We start from the raw sequence: 22,190 nt of genomic DNA, 5'->3' as shown, positions 1-22,190 counted from the left end.
CGGCGCTGTACGGCAGAGCGTGATCGCCTGAGAGGGGCAGAGCGAACGGCGAAGTCTGCCAGTCCGTCGACGTCGCTACTCGACGATCACGTTCACGACCGCGGTGGGCAGCTCGAAGGGCACCGTGACGGACCACGAGTCGGCGGCGGTGAGGGTGTTTTCGTCATAGCCGACCATGAACGTGGCTGACAGCTCGTGCGCTCCATCCTCGACGAGCTGGTAGCGCCCGCAGGTCGTGTCGGGCTCGCTGGGCTCGGTCGAGCACGCCGCGACGACAGGGATGCGCTCGATGGCGCGCAGATCCCATGCGAGCTCCACCGTCTCGCCGGGGCCAAGCGCGCTGGGGAGCGGCCAGCAGGCCGGCAAACCCGGCTCTCCCGCGAGCAGCCCTTCGCACATCGGCGGCGCGCTGTTGCCGCTGAACAGGCTCTGTCCGTCGACCCTCCAGTCGCCGCCGCCACAGGCGTCCCAGCGCGGGTTTTTGATGAAGTCCGGATAGTACACAGGGACATCGCGCTCGTTCGTGATCACGATCTTCACCGACGCCTCAGGCGGCGCGGCGTCCTTCATCGCCGTACAATCATCGACGCTGCCTTGCTGGGTATCCGAGTCATCCACGAGATCACGGCGTGCGGTGCTGCGTGGCCATCATGGATGGGCGTTGGCCGACGACGTCGAACCAGCGCCCCAGGCCGCTCCGGCCGCTCCGCCACGGCCGATCGGGCCAGCGGAAGTCGAGGTAGCCGAGCGCACAGGCGATCGAGACCGCGCCGATGTCCGCGAGCCCCGTCGATAACGTTCCGGCGTCCCGCTCCAGCCTGTCCAGGCCGGCCTCGATGGCAGCCGCCTGGCGCTGCATGACGCCGCTGGATCGCTCGTTGGATGGGCGATGTTCGTCGGCGAAGAGGCGCCCGGCAGCAGCGTTGATACCGTCCGCGATGCCTTGCTGGAGCAGGGCGCGCCACCGCGCCTCTCCCGGCGCTGGGAACAACCCGCCGGCCGCGAGGTGGTCCAGGTATTCGCAGATGAGCGCCGACTCGAAGAGCACCTGCCCATCGTCCAGGACGAGCGTCGGGACCTTGGCCAGCGGGTTCAGGGACCGCAGCGCCGCGTCCGACCAGGGATTGACCAGCACAAGCTCGATCCGGTCTCCCAGCTGCAGCTCGTGGGCGGTGACCCGCACCTTGCGGGCAAAAGGGGATGTGGGCGCGTAGAAGAGCTTCATGGCGAGCAGCACCCTACCGGGCGCGGAGATGGGCAAGGGAACAACGATTCGATGGGTTCACGCGCGAAGCGCCGCACGCCTCAAGGAACAGGAGATCTCTTGCACGATCCGCCCGCTCCTGGAACACGGACGTTCGCTAAGGCGGCGGCCAGCGGACGCCGAGCCCCTGGTGCGGCGAGTCGGCGCTCAGGCGGACATCGTCCGCAGGGGCCGGCAGCGCGCGCCACACGTCGGGGTGCTGATCGGGCTGCTTGCCCTGGCTCTCGGCGAGCGCCTCGTAGAGCGCGCCCTGGTGGAGGACGTAGGCGCCCTTCGGGTACGTCACGGCGCGCTCGTCCGGGCTGAGCGTCGCGCGGTCGGTCCACCACTCCACGCGCCGGTAGTTCTCGTCGAGGGCGCCCCCCATGAAGTCGCGGAAGCGGACCCGGTCCACCGCGGCCGTCGGGTTGTCCTCGGCCTGCACGCTGTCGAAGAGCCACTTGATGAACGGATAGGGCCCGTCCACCTGGTTGCCCTTCAGGATGTGCGGGTTCGGCGCGTTGCTGCCCACCGCGAAGACCTGCACAGGCTCGTCCGCGTCCGGATACACCTCGCCATAGTTGAAGTGGAACCCGAGGAAGACGTTGCGCTCGAAGCGTATCGTGGCGCCGGTGTCCACCGCATGCGTGTACACGCCGCTCAGCGACGTGTCGGCGAAGTAGTTGTCCGTGAACGAGACCGTGTCCGAGGGCGAGCGCGGATCGCCGTCCACCCGCGTCGGGAACAGCTCGACGAAGAGGTCGCCCGTCCCGATCACGATGTTGTGGTGGAAGCTCGAGCTGCCATAACGCTGGCCGAACTGCACGTTGCCGTCCTGGTAATGGTCGAACGCCGACCGCCACCGGACCGCGCCCGGCCCGATGACGTTGTGGTGGATCTCGCAGTCCGAGCCGAGTTGCCCGACCTGCAGCGCCTCGGTGCCGGTGCGGAGGAACCGGTTGTCGTACACCTCGAGGCGCTCGAACGCGTGCTGCGGCTGCGCCTGGGTGCTGCCGAAGTAGATCCCCTCCGAGCCGACGTCGTGCACATAGAGGTCGTGGATCTTCACGTTGCGCATCGTGGCCTGCCCGTCGTCGTCGGTCTTGGCGACGATGCCAGCGAACTCGGCGCGCGCGACCTCGAGGGTATCCAGCTCGAAATCCGAGGCTCCTCCGCCGATGGCCAGCCCAGAGAGGCCCTCTTTGCTGAACGCGTCGTCGATGAAGATGCCGTACGTCCCCTGGCCATGGGCGAACGCGCCCTCGGCGTGACCCCGGAACCCCTCGTCTCCGGTCTTCGAGACAGGATCGTGCCGGCCGGTCAGGATCCAGCCCTTTCCGCCCTTGATCACGAACACGTAGTTGGCAGCGTCGCCCCCGACCTTGACCTGTCCGCCGAGGTTCGTGATCACGAGCGGGCGCTCCGCGCTCCGCGCGGGCAGGGCGCCGAGCAGGATGCTCCGGTAGTGGCCAGCCGGAATGTAGAGCCGATCGAGCGCGCTCCAGTCGACCTCCGGGAATGACCCGGCGAGATCGGGATAGGCGATCTCGGGGAGCTCACCCTCCCTCGGGGCCGGCTCCGGCAGCGTGAAGGTGGTCGTGGCCTCGCCGAAACGACCGTAGGCCGGGACGCCCGGCGTGGAGCCCCCCGCGCCAGGCGTGGAACCGCCGGCGGCGCCCGCGCCAGAGGTGGAGCCGACGCCGCCCGTGCCAGGCGTGGAGCCTCCGGCGCCAGCGGTGGACTCCGCATCATTGCCATCGCCGCCGCACGCCGCCATCGCGACGAGCAGGACACCTATCCTCGCGCCTTGCCGCATCCACAGGAGGATACGCCATCAGCCGGGCACACCGCGCCGAAAGCCACGCACCGCGCGCCGGTGCGTGGGAGCTGGTGTTCAGAGCCGGGTGGACATGACACCAGCTGCGCCGCTCAGCAGCGCTTCCATCGCGTCAACCGGCGCGTCTGACGGTGTCCGCGCGGTCGTCCTCTCGCCGCCTGGCCTGACGGTAGCCCATGGGGCTCACGCCGTGGGCGCGCGCGAAGGCGCGCGCGAACGCGGGCTCGCTGTCGTAGCCGACGCGGGAGGCGACGAGCTTCACCGGGAGCGTCGTCTCGCCGAGCAGGACCGCGGCGCGCTCGAGGCGCAGCCGGCGCACGTGGTGGCCGAGCGGCTCGCCCAGGAGCGCCGTCGCGCGCGCCGCGAACGCGGATCGCGAGAGCCCGGCCGTTCGCGCGAGGTCCCCGAGCTCCCACGCGCGCTCGGGCGAGGCGCGCACCCGCGCGAGCGCGGCCGCGATCGGCTCGTCCCGGAGCGCGTCCCGCCGCGGCAGCGACGCCGCAGGGTCGCGCAGCGCGCTCGCGAAGAGCGCGTGCGCCCACGCCTCGCCGACGGAGCGGCGCAGCGCCGCCGACAGGGCCGGCGGGCCGGCGAGCAACGCGAGCGTGTCGTTGAGCCAGCGCGCGAGCCCCGGCGTCGCGCCCGCGACGTGCACCGCCGGCGGCAGCAGGGCGACCCACGGCGCGCCCGCCGCGTCGACGTGCAGGTCGACGACGACGAGGCGCGTGTCCGGCGGGGCCTCCGTGGCCAGGGCGTCCTCGGCCACGGCGCGCATCCCGCGACAGAGGGCCTCCGGGTGCGCGAGCGAGGTCGTCGGCCGATCGCGGATGGCGTGCTCCTCGGCGCGCGGCAGGAACACGAGCTCTCCCGCGCCGAGCGCGAGCCGCCGGCGCGCGACGTCGATCCACCCGCCGCCGCGGAGCGCCGCGTACACCCGGGCGGAGGCGCGCTGCGCCGGCTGCCGCTTGCCCCAGCGATCGCCGAGCGCGAAGCGCATCACCTCGGCCTCGCGGAGCACGACGCTCCGGGCCAGCTCGTCGAACGCGGCGGACATGGCGCGATCGACTCTACATCACGCGGCCGCCCGCGCCACGCCGGCGCGCGCGACCCGCCACGAGGGCGGCGCCGGCCGTGGACCGTGGACGCGCGGATCGTGGAGCTGGACGCGCTGCAATCGCGGCGCCCCTACGCTGGCCTCGTCGACACGAAAGGAAAGGACATCCCATGACGCACCCCCTGCCGCATTCCCGGCCGCTCGACGCCGCGCAGGCGCTCGACGCGCTCCTCGATCTCATCGGTCGTGACCTGGAGCGCTGGCTCGACCTCTTCGCCGAAGACGCAACCGTCGAGTTCCCGTATGCGCCAGCGCTCGGCGCGCCGGCGCGCCTCGAGGGCAAGGCGGCCATCCGGCGCCATTTCGAGGGCATCCTCCAGAGCTTCCACGGGCTCGAGCTCCGCGGCGTGCGCCGGTATCCGACGACCGATCCCGACGTCGCGCTCGCCGAGGTGCACGGCTCGGCGACCATCGGGCCCGCGCGCAAACGCTACGAGCAAGACTATGTGATGATCGTCGCGACGAGGAACGGCCGAGTCGTGCGCTACCGCGAGTACTGGAATCCAGCGCCCGTCCTCGAGGCATTCGGCGACGAGCTCAACGCACATCGCGAGGGGGCGTCATGAGGGCGCGCGCAGGGAGCGACGGGCCGCTCGTCCTGATCACCGGCGGGACAGGCACCACCGGGCGAGCCGTCGCCGCGCGGGTCGCGGCCGCCGGAGCGCGCGTCCGCACCGCGAGCCGGGCGGCGCCCGCCGCTCGCGACGGCGTCGAGCACGCCCGCTTCGACTGGGCCGACACCGCGACGCACGAGGGCGCGCTCCGCGGCGCCGATCGGGTGTACCTCGTGGCGCCCGCGATGGTCGAGGATCCCTCGGCGCTCATGCTGCCCTTCGTCGAGCGCGCGCTGGCGAGCGGGGCTCGCCGCCTCGTCCTGCTCAGCGCGTCGGCCGTGCCAGAGGGGAGCCCCGGGCTCGGCCTCGTCCACAGCGCGCTCCGCGAGCGCGCTCCAGAATGGACCGTCCTCCAACCGTCGTGGTTCATGCAGAACTTCATCGATCCGCGCCACCCGCACGCGGCGGCGATCGCCGGGCGCGGCGAGCTCACGACCGCGACGGGCGGCGGCCGCGTCGGCTTCGTCGATGCCGACGATATCGCGGAGGTCGCCGCGCGCGCCCTCCTCGACGGCGCGCCGCACAACACATCGCACGTCATCACCGGCCCGGAGGCGCTCAGCTACGATGACGTGGCGGCCATCGTATCCCGCATCGCCGGCCGGGCGATACGCCACGTCACGGCCAGCGAGGAGAACGCACGCGCGTACCTCGTCCGAGCGGGGATCCCCGCTCCCTACGCCGCGCTCCTTGTGAGCCTCGACCTCGCCATCCGCGACGGGGCCGAGGACCGCGTCACCGACGTCGTTCAGCGCGTGACAGGCCGCGCGCCCCGCGCCTTCAGCGACCTCGCGCGTGCCCACGCGCACGTCTTCCGTGGGGAGCCCAACGCGCGCCGCGGCGGCCCGGCCGCATAGCGACGTCCGAGCCGCCGGGCCCCGCCGCCTCAAGCCGACAAGCGAGCTCCACGACGACCTGCCTTCACGCTCTCCCGATGTGCCCGACCTCACTGCGGCGACCACACCCCTCGTCCAGCTCCCCGTTCTCCTGTAACCTGATCAGCTGCGGGCAGGCAGCGCCTTCGCGGACACCGCACCTGCAGCGCTCGTCGGCCGGACAAGTCAAGGTCGAAGCACGACCGGGGGAGATTGGCGATGGGGACGAAGGACCGCGTGGAAGACTGGCATGACGTCCTGGACAACGCTTCGCTGGGCGTCCATCTGGTGGACGCGAACGGCAAGATCCTGTGGGCGAACAAGCTCGAGCTTGAGCTCCTCGGTTATGCGCGCGAGGAGTACATCAATCGACACGTCACCGACTTCCACGTCGATAAGGACGTGATCGACCAGATCCTCTGCTCGCTCGCGGGCACCGGCAAGCTGGCCTCCTACCCGGCCCGCCTCCGCGCCAAGGACGGCAGCATGAAGCACGTGCTGATCAACTCCAACGTCTTCAAGCGGGACGGCCAGTTCGTCCACACGCGCTGCTTCACGAGCTGTATCTCGGAGACCGTCTATGAGCAGCTCAAGAGCGAGATGCTCCGGGGGCGTCGTGCCGGGTGAGCGAGCGCAGGCGATCCTACGCTACATCGAGCAGCTCAAGGAGGGAGACGCGGACGAAGCGCTCGCCGGCAGCTCGGACCTGGGCGACGATCTCGGCGCGATCGCGGCGGCGCTGGGGGAGCTCGGGGATGCGCTGAGGGAGCGGGAGGAGCTCGTCCAGATCGCCCAGGCGGTCGCGGCGAGCAACCTGAGGCGGCTCGACGACCTCGCGCAGGAGCTCTCGCGCACAAGGGCCCTCAACGCGGAACAGCAGGCGACGATCCGCACGCTGTCGACGCCGATCATCCAGGTCTGGGAGGGCGTGCTGATGATGCCGGTGCTCGGCGCTGTCGATGTCTGCCGGGCGGACCAGATGATGCAGGCGCTCCTCGGCGCGGTGTCGAACACCCATTGCAGGGTGGTGATCATCGATCTCACCGGCGTCGACTCCATCGACGCCTCGCTCGGGAACATCCTTCTATCGCAGGTCCGCGCGGTGGAGCTCCTCGGGGCGAAGGGGATCATCGTGGGCATCCGGCCCGACGTGGCGCGCGGCCTCCTCGTGGACGGCGTGGACATGTCGCGGGTATCCACCTTCGCGCGGCTCCGCGACGCGCTCGTCACCTGCATGAAGCAGGCGCCGCGGCGCGCGGGCCCGGTCAACTGACGGGCCGAGCAGCGCGCCGGGCGAGGCACGGCGCGTCACCCGCGCCAGAGCTCCTTCGCGCCGTCGGCCATGAACTGGACGGCGATGGCGGCCAGGATGAGGCCCATGACGCGCTCGAGCACGGCCACGCCGGACGCCTTGAGCGCCCGCTGCACGAGCCCCGCGCCGCGCAGCACGAAGTAGGACGCCACGAAGGTGATCGCCACGCTGGCGAGCACAAGCGCCATGGCCACGGGGTCGCTGCCCCCGCGTGACATCAGCACCATCACCGTCGCGATGGCGCCCGGCCCGGCCAGGAGCGGCATGGCCAGGGGCACCAGCGCCACGTCCTCCTTGGCGATGCCCTCCTGCTCCTCCGACGGGGTGGTGCGCGTCGCCGAGGAGCGGGCGCGCAGCATGTCGAGCGCCGTGACCAGCAGCAACAGCCCGCCCGCGACCCGGAACGCGGCCAGCGAGACGCCGAAGACCTTGAAGACGACGCCGCCGAAGAGGGCGAAGAACAGCATGAGCCCGCCGGCGACGGCGCACGCCCGCCGCGCCGTGCGCCGCACCTTCTCCGGCGGATCCCCCGCCGTCATCGTGAGGAACAGCGGCACGATGCCGATCGGATCCACGACGAAGAAGATCGCCGATAACGACACGAGGAAGGTCGAGACGTAATGGGCCATGCTCATCGGATGCGCTGCGGAGCCCGCGCGCCAGGCGCATCTCCCACATCCCGGGCGGCCGCGCCAGAACAGCGTCGCGGAGGGACGAAGCGCTCGTCAAACCGCGGCGCGCGCCGCTACGCAGCCCCGTTCCCGTCATCCCCTGTCGAGATGTGGCGCTCGACCCGCTTCGCGACCGTGAGGACGAACAGGGTAATTGCGCTCCCGGCCACGACGAGCCGCCACAGCCCGTATCCGGCGCTGATGCCGAGCGCAGCGGAGACCCAGATGGCCGCGGCGGAGGTGAGCCCTGTCACCCTCGGTCTTGGTTTGCCGCTGGAGCGCTCCTGGGACTGGAGGATCTCACCCGCGCCCAGGAAACCGATGCCTGCCGCGATGCCCTGGGCGACGCGGCTGGCCGAGTCCTCCGAGGCTTCCATCGCGGCCATGACGAAGATCGCGGCGCCGACGCTCACCAGCATGTGCGTCCGCAGCCCGGCTGGCTTGCCAGCGGCGTGGCGCTCCCAGCCGACGAGCGCGCCCGAGATGAGCGCGAGACCGAGCCGGAGAAAGAGGTTCAACCAGGTGCTCCGGGACGGATCCAGCGGGCTCATGCCGACGCCGTAAAGGGCCGAGCGCCCGAACGCAAGGGCCCCTGACCAGGTGTCTGGCACGGTGCCTGGAACCGTTGGTGTCTGACCCGGGTCGGGCCGCACGGGCTGCCCCTGAGGTCAGGCATCGGGGCTGTCGGTGTCGTCCGGAGCCTTGCGCGCAGCCTCCGCAAGTGCCTGGTAGCGCTTGCGAAACTGATCGAGCGCGCCCTCCTCCAGCTCCTCGAGATCCAGCAGCGCGTTGCGGGCGCCGTGCGTCGCGCGAATCAGCTCGTCGAGCTTGATCTGCATCGCCTCGGTGTCGCGCGTCTGCGTGTTCTGGATCAGGAACACCATGAGGAAGGTGACGATCGTCGTCCCCGTATTGATCACGAGCTGCCACGTATCGCTGAAGTGGAAGACGGGCCCGGTGACCGCCCAGACGACGATGACAGCCACTGCGAGCACGAACACCTTTGGCCGCCCGCAGAGATAGGACGTCTGCTTCGCGAACCGCGAGTACCAGGTTTTGTTGTGCACCGTCGCTCCTTTCCACGACCGCTCGCTCGGGCTTCGTGAGTGCAAGTGCCGAGCCACGGCTCCGGCCGCGCGGGATTCCGCGCATGAGCAACGCCAGGGGCGCGAGATCGCGCGCCACAGCCCGAGCGCCACGAACAGCCGGCGGGGTCGGAACCTCCGCAGCGCCCGGGCGCACCGCCGCAGAGGGCGTCCGTGGTCGAGACCGGCGGGGCTACCCTCACGACTCACGATGACGCGCGTGCTGGCTCTTCTGTAGCAAAATGCATCACTCGCCCGACTCGCTGCTGCGCGCGAGGAGCGGTAATCGAAACTACCATGCTGGACCGGATCGCGGATCCCTGGGGCGCCCGGACGCCGTACGGGCGGGACGAACCGTGGCCGACACGCGTCGATCAGCGCCTCGATCCCGGCCTCGCCGAGGGCGACGTGGAGCGCTGGGTGCATTCCGCCTGCGTGCTCTGCGCGAACGGCTGCGCTCTCGACATCGCGGTCAAGGACGGGCGCATGGTCGGCGTGCGCGGACGCGGCGCGGACCACCCCAACCACGGTCGCCTCGGGCCCAAAGGCCTCTTCGGCTGGCAGGCGAACCGCGCGCGCGACCGGCTCACCCGGCCGCTCGTCCGCCGCGGCGACAAGCTCGTCGAGACCGACTGGGACACCGCCATGGGCGCGATCGTCGCGCGCTCCAGGGAGATCCAGGCGAAGCACGGCGCCGGCGGCCTCGGCTTCTACAACTCCGGGCAGCTCCTGCTCGAGGAGTACTACACGCTCGCGCTCCTCACGCGCGGCGGCCTGGGCACACCGCACGTGGACGGCAACACCCGCCTCTGCACCGCGACGGCGGCGCAGTCGATGCGCGAGAGCTTCGGATGCGACGGGCAGCCAGGCTCGATGTCCGACGTGGACCGCTGCGATACGCTGTTCCTCGTCGGCTACAACGTCGCCGAGACGCAGACCGTCTTCTGGATGCGCATGCTCGACCGGCTCGAGGGACCCGACCCGCCGCGGCTCGTGGTCGTCGACCCGCGCCGCAGCGTCCCCGCGCGGCGCGCCGACGTCCACCTCCCCATCAAGGGCGGAACCAACGTCGCCCTGCTCAACGCGATCCTCCACGAGATCCTCAGGAACGGCTGGCTCGATCGCGCGTTCGTCGACGCCCACACGATCGGCCTGGACGCCCTCGCCGCGCTGGTAGACCGCTACCCGCCCGCGCGCGCGGCGTCGATCTGCGGCGTGCCGGCCGATCGGATCCGCGAGGCGGCGCGCATCCTCGGCTCCTCAGAGCGCCTCTTCTCTGCCTGCCTCCAGGGGGTCTATCAGTCGAACCAGGCCACCGCCGCCGCCGTCCAGGTGAACAACATCCACCTCGTCCGGGGGATGATCGGGCGGCCCGGCTGCGGCGTCATCCAGTCCAACGGGCAGCCGACCTCGCAGAACACCCGCGAGACGGGCTGCAATGGCGAGATGCCCGGCTTCCGCAACCACCGGAACCGGCGGCACATGGAGGAGCTCGCGCGGATCTGGAACGTGGATCCCCTCGTGATCCCGAGCTGGGGAGCGCCCACACACGCGATGAAGATCCTCCGCTACGCGGCGGAGGGCTCGATCAAGCTGCTCTGGATCATCGCCACCAACCCCGCGGTCTCGATCCCCGAGCTGCGCCGCCTCCGCTCCACCCTCGATCAGGAGCCCCTCTTCGTCGTCGTCCAGGACGCGTTCCTCACCGAGACGGCGCGCCACGCCGACATCGTGCTGCCAGCGGCGATCTGGGGAGAGAAGACAGGCACGTTCACGAACACGGACCGGACGGTGCACCTCACCGAGAAGGCCGTCGAGCCGCCGGGCGAGGCGCGTTCGGATCTCGACATCTTCCTCGATTACGCGCGGCGGATGGATCTCCGGGACAAGGACGGCGCGCCGCTCATCAAGTGGCGCACGCCCGAGGAGGCGTTCGAGGCGTGGAAGCTGTGCTCGAAGGGCCGCCCCTGCGATTACACGGGCATCACCTACGACAGGCTCCGCGGCGGCGGGATCCAGTGGCCGTCCACCGAGGAGCGCCCGGAAGGGACGCCGCGGCTCTACGCAGATCACCGCTTCTTCAGCGATCCGGAGGTGGCGCAGGACTTCGGCCACGATCTCGACACCGGCGGCGCGCGCTCGGAGACGGAGTTCCGGGCGCTGAACCCGGCTGGCCGCGCGTTCCTCCGCGCGTCCGAGTACCTGCCTCCCATCGAGGAGGCGGACGACGACTACCCGTTTCTGCTCACCACGGGGCGGACTATCTACCACTTCCACACGCGGACGAAGACGGCGCGCGCGCCGCAGCTCCAGCGGGCCGCGCCCGATGCCTGGGTCGAGATCGCCGCGCCCGATGCGCGCCGGCTCTCCATCGAGGAGGGCGACTGGGTCCGCGTCGAGTCGCCGCGCGGCCACGTCGTGGTGCGCGCGCGGATCAGCGAGATCCGCGAAGGCGCCGTGTTCATTCCCTTCCACTACGGCACCTGGGACGAGGGCCCCGAGGGCCACCGCTGGCCGCGCGCCGCGAACGAGCTGACGATCTCCGCGTGGGATCCGGTGAGCAAGCAGCCCTGTTTCAAGGTGGCGAAGGTCAAGCTCCTCAGGGTGGCCGCGAGCGGCGGGGTGCCCTCGCCCGCCCCGACGACGGGGGCCGCGGCGCCCGCCCCGGGTGTCGTCGTGCCGCCCACGGTGGGCGGCCCGGCAGCCGAGGCATCCAATCCCACGCCGGGCCGCTGAGCGAGAGGAGGTCGAGTTGCTCCTGGGAAACGCGCTCCACACGCTCCACGAGGCCGAGGCCAATCTCGGGGAGTCGTTCCGCGCCGTGGCCGAAAGGCACGCAGACCGCCTCGACATCGCCCATCTCTGCCGGCGCTTCGCCGCGCAGTGCGAGCGCCGCGCCGAGGGGCTGCGGCCGTTCGCCCGGAAGCACGGCGCGCGCCTCGAGGGCGCGCTGGAGCGCCGGATCGGCGAGGAGCTGCGGAGCGGCGCGCGCCGCGCCCTCGCGAAGGTGCGCCCTCGGACGGGCGTGGCCGGCGCCGTCCTGCTCGCCGACCTGCGGCGCCTCTACCCGATGGCGCACGACTGCGAGATCGGCTGGGTCCTCATCGGCGAGGCAGGGCACGCGGCGCGCGACGAGGGGCTCAAGGCGTTCGCGGAGGCGGCGCTCCCGGAGAAGCAGGTGCAGATCCGGTGGCTAGCGACCACGCTGCGCGAGAGCGCCGTGCAGATCCTCGTCTTCTCCTGATCTCTGCGCTCGAATCTCTCGGCTCGACGCGCTCGGCGCGATCAATAGTGCCAGTTGCCTCGGAACGCCTGCGCGAGCACCACGATGAAACCGACGACGACCAGCGCGGCGAGGGCCACCAGGGCGAGCATCCCGATCGCGGCGGTGCGGATGCCTTTGCTCGGCTGGCTCGCTGACGACTTGAAGACGAGCTGAATGCCGAAGAGGCCACCGAGCGCGCCCCATCCGGCGTAGATGACAGGAGAGGCGAGGTCGGCGCCGAGGAGCGACAGGAGACCTGGCCCGGGCCGGAGCCCGGGATGGTGGGCGCGCACGGATCTCTCCAGGAGGAGGAGTATCCCGACATGGATGCCCAGCGCGATGAAGCCCGCGAGACCGCCCGATATCGCGCCGCTCACGGCCGCATCGCCGTTGCTGAGCTTCTCGCCCGGGTTCTTCCTGAGGTACATCCAGAGGCCAATCCACACACCCGCGATGGGGAGCATGCCATAAAAGAATACCCACACCGGATGGAACGATGGCATGGGCGTGAGCAGGCCGCCGATGGCGCCGCCGATGAGCGCTGTCTTCGCAAGGCGCGCATAGCCTCTCGACGCCGTGGTGTCTCGCTCGCTCATCCCAGCCGATTCCACCGTAGTTGACCCGCGCCGCTCAGTCGAGTGGCACAGGCGAGGACGCCGAGGCGACCAGGTAATCGTGCGCGAAGGCCCCGCGCTCCTTCGCGAGGGCGAGCGGGACAGGCCGGTAGAGCAGCGTGGCGGTGACGTTCGCGGTCGCCGAGCAGCCCGCGGGGATCGCGAAGCCGTGCGACGTCACCGCGACGCTGCCCGGCGCGATGCGGTTGTCGCTGGCGATGTCGACGGCGCGGTGCTGCGGCGCGTGCCGCGCGCCCGCCGGATCGACGAGCACCTTGGCGAAGGTATAGCCCGCGGCGCCGGCGAACGCGGCCGCGGGCTCGCCGTCAGCCGGCGCCGCGGCGAGGGGCGCGCCGAGGTAGGCGATATCCCCGTCCTGCGCGGGGATCGCGCCGCTCAGGGTGATCGCACCGCCGCCCGCGGCGACCACCCGCGCCTCGCCGACCGGCGCGCGGATCTCGAGGCCCTTGTCCGCGGCGTCGAGCGACGGGTCCGCGAAGCGGCCGAACCCGGTGTAATCGTCGTAGACGCCGGTCGGCCGGACGATCCGCACCACGTCGCCCGCCCTCGCGCGCGCCGCGCCCTCCTCCCAGGCGAGCTGGGCGCCCGTCAGGGCCGCGCCCTGGCCCACGCGCGCCTCTGCGAGCGCGCCGCCGGTGTCGTTCACCGTCATGCCGCTCGACGGCGAAAGGGGCGCGCCGCACGCCTCCGCCGTGACGAGGAGCACGAGCGCGCGCATCGGCTCCCCGGTCGGGACGGCGTGGCCCGCCGCGCCGCCGGCCAGGGAGACCGTGACCGCGAGCTCGCCCGGCGCCGCCGAGGCGTTGATGCGGACCTCGACAGCGCCCTGGATGAGCCGCGGAGAGCCCTCCAGCGGGCCGCGGAAAATGTGGGAGCGGACCGTCCCCGCCGGGCGGACGAAGCCGAGCGAGACGCTCGCGTTCTCCTCGTTCGTCACGTCGAGGCTGCTCTTCAGCGAGAGGACCCCTGGCATGTGGCAGGCCTGGCATTGCGTGGCCGGGCGGTTCCAGGAGCTCGCGGCCCACTCGGAGAACGTCTGATGGATCGGGAGCCCGTCCGGCCAGCGGGCCGGATCGAGCGCCGCGCCCGGCAGGAGCGCCGCCTGCTTCTGCTCGTGGCAGCCGCCGCAGAACTCCGAGGCCGAGAACTTCGGCTGGTAGCTGCCGCCCATGAACCTGTTCGGCACGTCCGGCCGCGGGCCGAACATCACCTCCAGGAGCCTCGACGAGGGATCGGGGGAGCTCCTCTCCTGCGGGCGCTGGACGATCAGGGCGCCGGCGACCCCGGGCGGCTTGCTCAGATCGACGTCGCGGATCTTGTGGCAAGCGTCGCAGTGATCGCCCTTCTCGAACGCGATGCCGGTGGCCTCGAGGAGGTCTCGCCCGCCCGCGGGGCCGTCGATCCCCGCAGCGTGGCAGTCGGCGCACGCGCCGAACGCCGCCGGGCGCACGGCCTCGGGCAGCGCGGGATCGTCGCACGACGGCAGCGCTCCCCCGCCGCACGAAGGGTTGAGATCCGGCAGCACGCCGCTCCCGAGATAACACCGCATCGCGGCGCTCCCCTCGCTGCCAGGGACGCGGCCGGCCTTCCAGCGCCCGCCCGCGGCGCCGCACGAGGCCTCGTCCGTGTGGGCCATCGAGACCCCGGCGTAGATGGCCTGGAGGAGCGGGCTCCTGGCCGACCGCGCGTGCCCCGACTCGAGGAACTGGGCCACGAGCGTCGTGTGGCAGTGATCGCAGAACCGCGTCGAGTTGTGCGGGTCGCCGTCGCCCGGCTCGCCGTAGGTGTAGCCGAGCGCGTTGTCCGGCGGCGACGCGCGGCGAAGGACGATCTCCACCGGCCCGTCGGGGACGATCTCGAATTCGGTGCCGTCTGTCCGGTATCCGATCTTCGCCGCGACCACGGTCGGCTGGCCCGGGATGTCCCGCGTGATCTCGATGGAGAACGCGCCGTCCGGGCCGGTCACGAGGGCCGGCTCCCCACCGGCCTGCATCACGATGGCGCCCTCGAGCGGCGCCGCGCCGTCGGTGACGACGCCGGTCACCGTGAACACGCGCGGCAGCTCCTCCAGGGCGCCTCCAAAGCCCGTGGCCGCGCTCACACACGTGGTCGTCGTCACCGGGTGCGCGCCGGCGCCCTGGCCGCCACCGCCGTGGCCGCCCGGCGGCGGCTCCCCCGCGCACGCGCCGCCGAGCAGGCTTGCGGCGAGCGCCGCCGGAAGCGTGGGTATTCGTGGCCGGGTCAGGGTTCGCGCCGCCGTTCGCATCCCGGGGAATCGCCACCGTAAACCCAGCTCGGCCGCCTGTCGACGAGGTAGCGATTGCCCTGCGCGCGCTCTTGCCGCCCGTGGACGGGCGCCGCCGCTCTGGACAGGCAACATCGATCCGGCACCGGACCTCCCGCGCGAACGCCCGCACACGCCCGGGTGACGGGCTCGTCCATGTCCTCGATGCTCGCGTCGCCTTGCCCTCCGTGCCGGACGTCGAGCGATGCGCCCGCGTCGCCAGCGAGCTGGGCCGTGAGGACGTCTCCGGCACGGAAGCGCAAAGCCGGCAGGAACGGCACTCCCCGCGAGGGCGCCGGCGAGCTGCTGGCCGAGCTCGGCATGGCGCCGAACCGCCGGCGGGGCGATTGCGACGTGCCGCTGCGTGCCGCATGAAGCTGCTGCCCGATCGCCGCGGCTCGTTGCGCCACGTGGGGATGGGTGGAGGCGCGAGCAGCGGCGCGGGGTGGGGATTTCCTCGACAGGAAAGGAGGCCATCTTGGCGATGCATTCCCCCGAGGCCGAGGCGGATAGGCTCCCCGAAGCGCCCGCGGTGTCGCGCGCCTACGCCTGGCTGGTCTTTGCCTTGAGCTTTGGCCTGCTGCTGTCCGACCACATGTCGCGGCAGGTCCTGAGCGCGGTCTTCCCGTCGCTGAAGATGGAGTGGGGCCTATCCGATACGCAGATGGGGGCGCTGAGCGGCATCGTGGCGCTGATGGTCGGTCTGCTGACCATCCCTTTGTCGCTGCTGGCCGATCGCTGGGGTCGCGTCCGGAGCATGACCCTCATGGCGACGGTGTGGAGCGTGGCGACGCTGGGTTGTGCGCTGTCGGCCAACTTCGGTGAGATGTTCGCCGCTCGTCTCGTGGTCGGCGTCGGGGAGGCCGCGTATGGCAGCGTCGGCACCGCCGTTGTATTGGCGCTGTTTCCGCGCCATCAGCGGGCCAGCCTGAGCGGCGCCTTGTTGGCCGGCGGCGCCTTCGGCGCCGTGCTGGGCATGGCGCTGGGCGGCTACATCGCTGCAAGGGCGGGCTGGCGCTGGGCGTTCGGCGCGATAGCCCTGTTCGGCCTCATCCTGGTCGTGATTTACCGCTCTACCGTGACCGAACAACGGCTGCGACCAGCGCATGATGTCCAGCGCGCCGCCGTCGAGCAGCCCCCTGCGCGCCGGCCATTGACGTTCCGCTTCGTGCTGAAGGCGCTGTTTTCCACGCCCTCGTTCGTCTGTGTCTGTGTCGGCAGCGGTCTGCAGCTGTTCATCATGGGCGCCGTGGTGGCCTGGATGCCCAGCTACCTGAACCGTTACTACGGCATGGAGATCGCTTCCGCGGGAGTCACCGCGGCCGTCTTCGTCCTGATCGGTGGCGTCGGCATGACGGTCTGCGGTGTGTTGACCGATCGGTTGAGCCGCCATCGGCCGGCCCGCACGTGGCGGATGGCGATCGCGTACAGCCTGACCTGTTGCACGTTGCTGGGTGTGGCTTTCCGGCTTCCAGCGGGCGGCCTGCAAATGGTGCTGATGGGGGCCGGCGCGTTGTTCATGGGGGGCACGGCCGGCCCGGCCGGCGCCATGGTCGCCGGCCTCATTCCGGCGTCCATTCATGCGACGGCGTTCGCGACGCTGGCGCTGGCCAACAACCTGCTCGGCCTGGCCCCGGGGCCAGTGGTGCTCGGCGTCCTAGCCGACCGCATCGGCCTCCTCCGCGCCCTGCAGGTCATCCCGTTCGTCGCGCTCGCGGCTGCGCTGGCCTTTGCCCTGGGCGAGCGGCACGACCCGGATGGCTCCGCGCGCCGGCGCGCGGGCGGCGGCCCATCCGGCGGATGCTGACGAAGAGACGTTACCTCGACAGCAGGAGCTCCGAGGACGGAGACTCCGGCGCTCCGGCCTTCGAGGGCTGCGCGACCGGTCGTTGCGGCGACGGCGAGGACGGCGGGACAACCCCCCACGACATCGGCCCCCGCGACGGCGGGGGCGCCGGCGGGGGGGGCGCCGGCATCAGGGGCTGCGCCGGCGGATCACCCAGCTCGGCCGCGCTGAGCTGCTGTGTACTGCCGTCCCCGGACAGCGTGGTCTCCGTCGAGACCGCATAGGCCTCGGCTTGCTCGAGGACCCGCACGAAGTTCCCGCCCAGCAGGCGGAGGATGTCCGCATCCGAATAGCCGCGACGGATCAGCTCCAGCGTGATGTTCGGGGCTCCGGCGCTGCCTGCGAGCCCCTCCTTGAGCGCCTCGCTCCCCTCGAAGATGGAGCCGAGGGCGACATGCTCGATCCCCGCGACCTTCACCACGTGGTCGATATGGTCGACGATCCGCCACAGCGGCGGCGTTTTCTGCCCCTCCTGGGCCCTGAGCTTCTCGATCTCCTCGCGGAGCGCCTTCGTGTCGCCCGGGAGCCTCTCGCCGAGCTCCTTGAGGTGCGCCCCGTACTTCTGCGCGAAGCGCGCCGACTGCTCGGCATACGCCTCGTCCAGGAAGAGCGCCCAGGAGTTCACCATGACGAGGCCGCCGTTCTCCGCGATCGCGCGCAGCATGTAATCGTCGAGGTCGCGGCGGCGGTGGCCGGCGGCGGGCATCGTCGAAGAGGTGATGATCGGCGCCCTGGCCACCTTCATGACGCCCTGGAACGTGCTGTCCGATCCATGCGAGACGTCGACCAGCATGCCGATCCGTTGCATCTCGCGGACCACGGCCTCACCGAAGGGGGAGAGGCCGCGGTCGCGGACGTACCCGGGATCGAGGGCTCCTCCCGCGGAGCCTGCCCAGTCGTTCGTGGTCATGTGCGTGAGCGCCATGGTGCGGACGCCAAGGCGATAGAACGAGCGCAGCGCAGGCAGGGAGTTCTCGATGGCGTGCCCGCCCTCGATGCCCATGAGCACGGCGATCCTGCCTTCGCGCTCGGCGCGGCGCATGTCTTTCGCGTTGCGCACGAGCATCAGCGTCTCGCGGTGGCGCTCGATCTGCCGGTGGGTCGCTTCGATGAGATCGAGCGCGCGGCGCGAGGCGCTGCCGCCGAGCCGCGAGGACGAAGGCGGCGCGGACGGGCTGACGTGGATCGGGAAGAACGCGCCGGTGACGCCCGCCGCCTTGATCCTGGCGACCTCCTCGGCCATCAGCTCGTCGTCCGAGCTCACCTGGGCGAACGAGCCGCCGAGGAGCAGCGAGGGCACGCCGCTATGGCCATCCACGAGGATCGCCTTGGCTTGCAGCCGCGCGGCCCGCTGCTCCGGCGTCTCGAGTCCCGGTGGGATCGCCGAGAGATCGGGCGCCGACGTGTACCAGGGCCCGACGTCGTTGGCGGACGGCGCGACGACATCGGGCGCCGCCGCGGGCGCAGGGGAACGAACGCAGGCCGCGAGCGACGCCGCGGCGAGGAGCGCGAGGCATGGCGAAGTGCGCATGATCGGATCGTACCATGCGAGCTCGGCGGGAAAGCTAGCCATGATGGCGGCAGGATCGTGCGCCGGAGAGGCGAGGCAACAGCGCCGCTGGGCACCGACATATCGGTCCTGGTGGTGGCCCCCATGCCTCGACGGCCCCCGTTGTGAGCCACCGTGGCGCAGAGCTGGCGCCGCCGGCGCGCGCCGCGGAGCCGCGACGGACAGAGCAACAAGCGGGTTGAAACCCCAGAAAAGAGCAGGATCTTGAGCCGCCGAGGCGCCAGGGACGCCAAGAGAGGATTCTGTTCTTGGCGTCCTTGGCGGCTGGCGGCTCATTTCTCGCTCGATCAACGTGCTCGGCGTCCTAGACTCGGACCGAAGACCCGATGTCGCTCCGACAGCGCGACTACATCCTCCGCATGATCGAGCAGCTCGCCGAGGCCATCGGCCGGGTCGCCGGGCTCCGGCGCGCCGGCCAGCTCGACGAGGCGGAGCTGCTCGTCCGCACCACCGCGGACGGGCTCTTCGGCCCGATGCGGGACATGCTCGACCGGCTCGACGCCGCGGGCGCGGCCACCCTGCTCGGAGACCACGAGAAGATCGGCGCGTACGCGGCGCTCTGCGCGGAGCAGGCCGAGATCCTCGAGCTCCGGGGCCGGGCCGCGCAGGCGCTCGCGGAGCGCAGGCGCGCGCTCGAGCTCTACCTCGAGGCGGTGAGCCGCGCGCCCGAGGGCAGCCCCCGCGCGCAGGAGGCCGCGCGCGCGCTCCTCGCCCGGCTGGACGCCGCGCGCCTGCCGGAGCGGTACCGCGCCCTCGCCGCGAAGCTCGGCTGATCGGCGCAGCGGGGCTCGCCTGCCGCGCGCTCGACCGCCGCGCGCGAGCTCGACCGAAGCGCCGCGCTCCACGGTGCCGTTCGCCGGGCGCGCGCTGCGCCCCACGCCGGATGCCGGGTTGCGACCGCGCTGGCGCGCGACCATGACATGGGGAACCCCGTGGAGACGACCCCCTCGTCCGCCAGCTTCGCCGCGCTCGGCATCGCCCCTTCGCTTCTCGGTGTGCTCGCCGAGCTCGGCTACGAGGAGCCCACGCCGATCCAGCGCGAGGCGATCCCGCACCTCCTGACCGGGCGCGACCTGCTGGGGCAGGCCGCCACCGGGACCGGGAAGACGGCCGCGTTCGCGCTGCCGCTGCTCCAGCGCCTCGAGATCGGCGGCGAGCCGCCTCGCCTCCCCGAGGCGCTCGTGCTCGTACCGACCCGCGAGCTGGCGATGCAGGTGGCCGAGGCGATGCACCGCTATGGCCGCCGGCTCGGCGTGCAGGTGCTGTCGGTGTACGGCGGCCAGCCCTTCGGGCAGCAGCTGCGCGCGCTCCGCCGCGGGGTCCACGTCGTCGTGGCCACGCCGGGCCGGACGCTCGACCACATCGGGCGCGGCACGCTCGCGCTCGACGGCATCCGCACCGTCGTGCTCGACGAGGCCGACGAGATGCTCGACATGGGCTTCGCCGAGGCGCTGGAGGAGATCCTCTCGGCCACGCCGGCGGCGCGGCAGACCGTGCTCTTCTCCGCGACGCTGCCCCCGCGGATCGCCGCGATCGCCGGCCGGCACCTGCGCGAGCCGGTGCGGGTCAAGATCGCGGGCGAGAAGGCGGCCCCTGGCGAGCTCCCCCGCGTCCGCCAGACGGCGTACATCGTGCCGCGGGCGCACAAGTCCGCTGCGCTGACCCGGGTGCTCGACATGGAGGACCCGTCGTCCGCCATCCTCTTCTGCCGCACCCGCAACGAGGTCGACGAGCTGACCGAGGCGCTGCGCGCCCGCGGCTACGAGGCCCAGGCGCTCCACGGCGGGTTCTCGCAGGAGCACCGCGATCGCGTGATGGCCCGCTTCCGCGCCGGCACGGCCGAGCTGCTCGTCGCCACCGACGTCGCGGCGCGGGGGCTCGACATCGAGCATGTCTCGCACGTCATCAACTACGACGTCCCCTGCGCCCCCGAGGTGTACGTCCACCGCATCGGCCGCACGGGGCGCGCCGGCCGCGAGGGCGCGGCGATCACGCTGGTCGAGCCGCGGGAGCACTACCTGATCCGCAACGTCGAGCGGCTCACCGGGCAGCGCATCGAGGCCGCGACCCTCCCGACCGTGGCCGACCTGCGCGCGCGCCGCCTGGAGCTGACGCGCGCCTCGCTGCGGGAGGCGCTGATCGAGGGCGGCGCCGAGCGGTTCCGGGTCGTGGTCGAGGGGCTCGCCGACGAGTTCGACCTGATGGACATCGCGTCGGCGGCGGTGAAGCTCGCCCACGACGCGACGGAGGGGGACCGGGAGGAAGACGAGGCGGAGATCCCGTCGTTCCGGCCACCTCCGCGCGGGCCGGAGCGCGCCCGCGACGACCGCTCGGCGCGCGGTCCCGCGGGGCCGCGCGGGCGCCCTGGCGAGGCGCAGGCGCGGCCGCGGCGCGAGGGGCGGGAGGCGCGGGAGACCGACGGCAACATCGCCCGGCTGTACGTCAGCGCGGGGCGCGCCGCGGGCATCCGGCCGGCCGATCTGGTCGGCGCCATCGCGAACGAGGCGTCGCTGAGCTCCCGCGACATCGGCGCGATCGAGATCGCCGACGGCTTCTCCACGGTGGAGGTCCCGGCCGACGCGGCGGACGCCGTCATCGAGGCGCTGCGCGCCACACGGCTGAAGGGCCGCAAGGTCCAGGTCCGCCGGGACGACGCGGGGTCCCGCGAGCCGCGAGGCGGCGCGGCCGAGGCCCGCGGCGAGGCGGCTGAGGGCCGAGGCGGGGCGGCTGAGGCCGGACCGCGCGCCGGCGCGGCCGAGACCCGGAACGGCGCGGCGGGCATGGCGCCCCCGCGGCGTCGCCCACGGGCCTGAGTTCCACGAAGGCCTCGGCCGGCGCCTACGCCACGCGAGAGCCGAAGAAATAGCAAATCACCACGGGAGCTCAGGTCGACGAGGTGGCCAGGGGCGCCGTGTTCCTGGTGACAATCCCGCAATCGCACTCGATGAGTTCTCGTGTTCCTGGCGGCACTCCACGTGCCCTGGCGGTTAGCGCGCCGCGCCAGTTCGCTTCGCTATCAGCCGCTGATAGCCAGCCGGCGTGTACTGAAGACGTCCAGATCGCGGGAAAGGATCTCCGATGTGGCGATGTTAGCCATGGCCTTTCGTTGCCCTTCGAATCGGTAGGATCCGGACACGTGACGTTGTCCCGTCGACGGTGACAATTGCACCGCGATCGAGCTCGTCGGCATGATCGCGAAGCACGCGGACGACATCGTCCCCTATCGCGTTCGGGAGAGGATCCAGGGTTCGAACCTGCAAGATGCTCGGACCGCTGGCGCCGGTGGTAGCGAGGATGATACTGAACTCGAGATCGTGCGTGAAGACGATGTACCCGCCCTGGCGTGCTCAGGCCATCAGCTCTCGATCCTGTGCTCGAGGGTCGCCGATTGCAGACCAGTGAACGGCCTCTACCCCCTCGTCCTTCAGGAACGGTGCCCAGGTCGGCGAGAGGTTCATGTCCACCAGAACTTTCATGAGGCCTTCAGCGGGAGCTCAACCTCCTCGACGCGCCATGCCGCATAAGAGAGCGCCGCCATCACGTCGTCCCTCTCGAGGTAGGGGTAGAGCGTGAGCACCTCCTCGACCGGGTGCCCCGCAGCCAGAAGTCCCAGGATGGTGCCCACCGTCACCCTCATCCCTCGGATGCAGGGCCGGCCACCCATCACGGCGGGGTCGTGCGTGATCCGCTCCAGCAGCTCCGTCGTCATGCTGGCGAGGCTACCTCATCGTTGCCTCCTCGGCTCCCGTCAGTTGCTTTCTCGGCGAACGCGCGACGGCACCGGCGGGCGGCACGGTCGGCGCCCGAACTGCCGCGGCCGGTCGCGGTGGCAGCAGCGA

21 protein-coding genes are annotated in these 22,190 nt (G+C 71.6%); 9 read left to right on the top strand and 12 right to left on the bottom strand.

Features of this window, described 5'->3' with window-relative positions; translation table 11 throughout:
- Nucleotides 1–75: 75 nt before the first annotated feature.
- The 4 genes from WME79_RS03645 to WME79_RS03630 form a co-directional block, all read right to left on the bottom strand.
- A complete protein-coding gene (locus tag WME79_RS03645) occupies nucleotides 76–570 on the bottom strand; it encodes a hypothetical protein (RefSeq protein ID WP_437531928.1) in 495 nt (164 codons plus the stop codon).
- A gap of 52 nt (nucleotides 571–622) precedes the next feature.
- On the bottom strand, nucleotides 623–1,261 hold the full coding sequence (locus tag WME79_RS03640; RefSeq protein ID WP_437531925.1) for a glutathione S-transferase N-terminal domain-containing protein: 639 nt from the start codon (nucleotides 1,259–1,261) through the stop codon (nucleotides 623–625).
- Nucleotides 1,262–1,361: 100 nt separating this feature from the next.
- Nucleotides 1,362–3,059, bottom strand: a complete 1,698-nt coding sequence (locus WME79_RS03635) for a right-handed parallel beta-helix repeat-containing protein (protein ID WP_437531923.1) — start codon at nucleotides 3,057–3,059, stop codon at nucleotides 1,362–1,364.
- 133 nt (nucleotides 3,060–3,192) lie between these two features.
- Nucleotides 3,193–4,134: a helix-turn-helix domain-containing protein gene (locus tag WME79_RS03630; RefSeq protein ID WP_437531921.1), complete on the bottom strand. Its 942-nt coding sequence runs from the start codon at nucleotides 4,132–4,134 to the stop codon at nucleotides 3,193–3,195.
- Nucleotides 4,135–4,304: 170 nt separating this feature from the next.
- Here WME79_RS03630 and WME79_RS03625 point away from each other — a divergent pair, with 170 nt between their 5' ends.
- The 4 genes from WME79_RS03625 (at nucleotide 4,305) to WME79_RS03610 (ending at nucleotide 6,956) form a co-directional block, all read left to right on the top strand.
- Nucleotides 4,305–4,760 (top strand): nuclear transport factor 2 family protein, encoded by a 456-nt coding sequence (locus WME79_RS03625; RefSeq protein WP_437531918.1) that lies wholly within the window; start codon nucleotides 4,305–4,307, stop codon nucleotides 4,758–4,760.
- A complete protein-coding gene (locus WME79_RS03620) occupies nucleotides 4,757–5,665 on the top strand; it encodes an NAD(P)H-binding protein (RefSeq protein ID WP_437531915.1) in 909 nt (302 codons plus the stop codon). Before WME79_RS03625 ends, WME79_RS03620 begins: the two co-directional genes overlap by 4 nt.
- A 237-nt stretch (nucleotides 5,666–5,902) precedes the next feature.
- A complete protein-coding gene (locus WME79_RS03615) occupies nucleotides 5,903–6,310 on the top strand; it encodes a PAS domain S-box protein (RefSeq protein WP_437531912.1) in 408 nt (135 codons plus the stop codon).
- Nucleotides 6,264–6,956 carry an STAS domain-containing protein gene (locus WME79_RS03610; RefSeq protein WP_437531909.1) on the top strand — a complete coding sequence of 231 codons (693 nt, stop codon included), beginning with the start codon at nucleotides 6,264–6,266 and terminating at the stop codon, nucleotides 6,954–6,956. Before WME79_RS03615 ends, WME79_RS03610 begins: the two co-directional genes overlap by 47 nt.
- A gap of 35 nt (nucleotides 6,957–6,991) precedes the next feature.
- On the opposite strand, the gene WME79_RS03605 is transcribed toward WME79_RS03610, so the two are convergent.
- The 3 genes from WME79_RS03605 to WME79_RS03595 form a co-directional block, all read right to left on the bottom strand.
- Nucleotides 6,992–7,624, bottom strand: a complete 633-nt coding sequence (locus WME79_RS03605) for a MarC family protein (protein ID WP_437539751.1) — start codon at nucleotides 7,622–7,624, stop codon at nucleotides 6,992–6,994.
- A 116-nt stretch (nucleotides 7,625–7,740) separates the two neighbouring features.
- Complete coding sequence (locus WME79_RS03600; protein WP_437531906.1) at nucleotides 7,741–8,217, bottom strand: MgtC/SapB family protein; 477 nt, start codon at nucleotides 8,215–8,217, stop codon at nucleotides 7,741–7,743.
- A gap of 117 nt (nucleotides 8,218–8,334) precedes the next feature.
- Entirely contained in the window at nucleotides 8,335–8,733 is a 399-nt protein-coding gene (locus WME79_RS03595) for a low affinity iron permease family protein (RefSeq protein WP_437531903.1), read from the bottom strand.
- 315 nt (nucleotides 8,734–9,048) lie between these two features.
- Between WME79_RS03595 and WME79_RS03590 the strand changes: the two genes are divergently transcribed.
- Nucleotides 9,049–11,487, top strand: coding sequence for a molybdopterin oxidoreductase family protein (locus tag WME79_RS03590; protein WP_437531900.1), 2,439 nt, complete (start codon nucleotides 9,049–9,051; stop codon nucleotides 11,485–11,487).
- 16 nt (nucleotides 11,488–11,503) lie between these two features.
- A complete protein-coding gene (locus tag WME79_RS03585) occupies nucleotides 11,504–11,995 on the top strand; it encodes a hypothetical protein (protein WP_437531897.1) in 492 nt (163 codons plus the stop codon).
- A 41-nt stretch (nucleotides 11,996–12,036) separates the two neighbouring features.
- On the opposite strand, the gene WME79_RS03580 is transcribed toward WME79_RS03585, so the two are convergent.
- Nucleotides 12,037–12,612, bottom strand: coding sequence for a hypothetical protein (locus tag WME79_RS03580; RefSeq protein WP_437531895.1), 576 nt, complete (start codon nucleotides 12,610–12,612; stop codon nucleotides 12,037–12,039).
- 34 nt (nucleotides 12,613–12,646) lie between these two features.
- Nucleotides 12,647–14,917, bottom strand: a complete 2,271-nt coding sequence (locus WME79_RS03575; RefSeq protein WP_437531892.1) for a hypothetical protein — start codon at nucleotides 14,915–14,917, stop codon at nucleotides 12,647–12,649.
- 502 nt (nucleotides 14,918–15,419) lie between these two features.
- Between WME79_RS03575 and WME79_RS03570 the strand changes: the two genes are divergently transcribed.
- Nucleotides 15,420–16,742 carry an MFS transporter gene (locus WME79_RS03570; protein ID WP_437539749.1) on the top strand — a complete coding sequence of 441 codons (1,323 nt, stop codon included), beginning with the start codon at nucleotides 15,420–15,422 and terminating at the stop codon, nucleotides 16,740–16,742.
- A 10-nt stretch (nucleotides 16,743–16,752) separates the two neighbouring features.
- Here the strand turns inward: WME79_RS03570 and WME79_RS03565 are convergent, their stop codons facing one another.
- The gene (locus WME79_RS03565) at nucleotides 16,753–18,312 is read right to left on the bottom strand and encodes a dipeptidase (RefSeq protein WP_437531890.1); all 1,560 of its coding nucleotides are present in this window, start codon (nucleotides 18,310–18,312) and stop codon (nucleotides 16,753–16,755) included.
- A gap of 365 nt (nucleotides 18,313–18,677) precedes the next feature.
- Between WME79_RS03565 and WME79_RS03560 the strand changes: the two genes are divergently transcribed.
- On the top strand, nucleotides 18,678–19,124 hold the full coding sequence (locus tag WME79_RS03560) for a hypothetical protein (RefSeq protein ID WP_437531887.1): 447 nt from the start codon (nucleotides 18,678–18,680) through the stop codon (nucleotides 19,122–19,124).
- Nucleotides 19,125–19,271: 147 nt separating this feature from the next.
- The gene (locus WME79_RS03555) at nucleotides 19,272–21,164 is read left to right on the top strand and encodes a DEAD/DEAH box helicase (RefSeq protein WP_437531884.1); all 1,893 of its coding nucleotides are present in this window, start codon (nucleotides 19,272–19,274) and stop codon (nucleotides 21,162–21,164) included.
- Nucleotides 21,165–21,698: 534 nt separating this feature from the next.
- Here WME79_RS03555 and WME79_RS03550 read toward each other — a convergent pair.
- A complete protein-coding gene (locus WME79_RS03550) occupies nucleotides 21,699–21,809 on the bottom strand; it encodes a hypothetical protein (RefSeq protein ID WP_437539747.1) in 111 nt (36 codons plus the stop codon).
- A 14-nt stretch (nucleotides 21,810–21,823) separates the two neighbouring features.
- Nucleotides 21,824–22,060, bottom strand: a complete 237-nt coding sequence (locus WME79_RS03545) for a DUF433 domain-containing protein (protein ID WP_437531881.1) — start codon at nucleotides 22,058–22,060, stop codon at nucleotides 21,824–21,826.
- Nucleotides 22,061–22,190: the final 130 nt, after the last annotated feature.

This window comes from Sorangium sp. So ce726 (assembly GCF_051521405.1).
In the GTDB taxonomy this organism is placed as follows: Bacteria; Myxococcota_A; Polyangia; order Polyangiales; family Polyangiaceae; genus Sorangium.
Note: the sequence above shows the minus strand (reverse complement) of the source record. Positions and strands in the feature narration are given on the sequence as shown.

Bases quoted from the DNA above. Each gene is read 5' to 3' on its own strand.
- WME79_RS03610 (WP_437531909.1), top strand. From the start codon at position 6,264: ATGAGCAGCTCAAGAGCGAGATGCTCCGGGGGCGTCGTGCCGGGTGAG.
- WME79_RS03555 (WP_437531884.1), top strand. From the start codon at position 19,272: ATGGGGAACCCCGTGGAGACGACCCCCTCGTCCGCCAGCTTCGCCGCG.
- WME79_RS03600 (WP_437531906.1), bottom strand. From the start codon at position 8,217: ATGAGCCCGCTGGATCCGTCCCGGAGCACCTGGTTGAACCTCTTTCTC.
- WME79_RS03590 (WP_437531900.1), top strand. From the start codon at position 9,049: ATGCTGGACCGGATCGCGGATCCCTGGGGCGCCCGGACGCCGTACGGG.
- WME79_RS03645 (WP_437531928.1), bottom strand. From the start codon at position 570: ATGAAGGACGCCGCGCCGCCTGAGGCGTCGGTGAAGATCGTGATCACG.
- WME79_RS03605 (WP_437539751.1), bottom strand. From the start codon at position 7,624: ATGGCCCATTACGTCTCGACCTTCCTCGTGTCGTTATCGGCGATCTTC.
- WME79_RS03580 (WP_437531895.1), bottom strand. From the start codon at position 12,612: ATGAGCGAGCGAGACACCACGGCGTCGAGAGGCTATGCGCGCCTTGCG.
- WME79_RS03570 (WP_437539749.1), top strand. From the start codon at position 15,420: ATGCATTCCCCCGAGGCCGAGGCGGATAGGCTCCCCGAAGCGCCCGCG.
- WME79_RS03545 (WP_437531881.1), bottom strand. From the start codon at position 22,060: ATGACGACGGAGCTGCTGGAGCGGATCACGCACGACCCCGCCGTGATG.
- WME79_RS03630 (WP_437531921.1), bottom strand. From the start codon at position 4,134: ATGTCCGCCGCGTTCGACGAGCTGGCCCGGAGCGTCGTGCTCCGCGAG.
- WME79_RS03620 (WP_437531915.1), top strand. From the start codon at position 4,757: ATGAGGGCGCGCGCAGGGAGCGACGGGCCGCTCGTCCTGATCACCGGC.
- WME79_RS03615 (WP_437531912.1), top strand. From the start codon at position 5,903: ATGGGGACGAAGGACCGCGTGGAAGACTGGCATGACGTCCTGGACAAC.
- WME79_RS03560 (WP_437531887.1), top strand. From the start codon at position 18,678: ATGTCGCTCCGACAGCGCGACTACATCCTCCGCATGATCGAGCAGCTC.
- WME79_RS03625 (WP_437531918.1), top strand. From the start codon at position 4,305: ATGACGCACCCCCTGCCGCATTCCCGGCCGCTCGACGCCGCGCAGGCG.
- WME79_RS03565 (WP_437531890.1), bottom strand. From the start codon at position 18,312: ATGCGCACTTCGCCATGCCTCGCGCTCCTCGCCGCGGCGTCGCTCGCG.
- WME79_RS03550 (WP_437539747.1), bottom strand. From the start codon at position 21,809: ATGAACCTCTCGCCGACCTGGGCACCGTTCCTGAAGGACGAGGGGGTA.
- WME79_RS03635 (WP_437531923.1), bottom strand. From the start codon at position 3,059: ATGCGGCAAGGCGCGAGGATAGGTGTCCTGCTCGTCGCGATGGCGGCG.
- WME79_RS03575 (WP_437531892.1), bottom strand. From the start codon at position 14,917: ATGCGAACGGCGGCGCGAACCCTGACCCGGCCACGAATACCCACGCTT.